Raw genomic sequence first — 708 nt, forward strand, 5'->3', positions numbered from 1 at the left:
CGCATGCCGCTGACCTGGAGCAGCGACCCGATCAGCGAAATCCTGCCCATCGGCAACCTCGTCGCCATGGCGCGGCACTACCCCTACACCCAGCCGAAAGTGCCGGTGGTGGTCGCGCTTGCCGACGCCGAAGGCATGGCCCTGGACCTGAGCCTGTCGGTCTCGGCCTACCAGCATCAACTGCGCGACCTGATGCCCGCCGAGCAACTGGAGCACACCAAACCCGCACAACCGCCCGAGCAGGAGCGCGTGCCGGCGTGCTACCGGCTGGATGCCGAACAACTGAGCGTGCAAAGCCGCGACTTCCACCATCGCAACCTGGTGGCCATGCTGCTGAACAAGACGCTGGAAAGCATGTACCCGGCGGACGCCCCCTCGCCGGAACTGGCCGCGTTCCGGCTTGGCCTGGAGCGCCGGGGCCCCGCCCTGTCGCCGGCCGAATTGCAATTTCAGGCGCTCACCCACAAGGACTACTCGCCCCACGGCGCGCGCCTGGTACAGCGCCTCGATGTCGAGAAGTACCGGCGCTTTCTCGCCGAGCGCGATGAGCTGGAACGGCGCATTGCCGCCCTGCGCAACCAAGCCTTGCAAGCCAGCAACGATCACGACGCCTGGCTGGCGACGGCCGAACCCCAACACATCGATAACCCCTACAGCCTGGCCGCCGCCTTGGCCTGTTACGACCGTGACGAAATCACTTCCGCCCGC

General features: G+C 66.8%; 1 pseudogene. It reads left to right on the plus strand.

Features of this window, described 5'->3' with window-relative positions:
- Positions 1-708, plus strand: a pseudogene (locus APH42_RS30285) (hypothetical protein); the annotation flags it as partial.

Source organism: Pseudomonas sp. NBRC 111140 (genome assembly GCF_001320885.1).
GTDB classification, from domain to species: Bacteria; Pseudomonadota; Gammaproteobacteria; order Pseudomonadales; family Pseudomonadaceae; genus Aquipseudomonas; species Aquipseudomonas putida_P.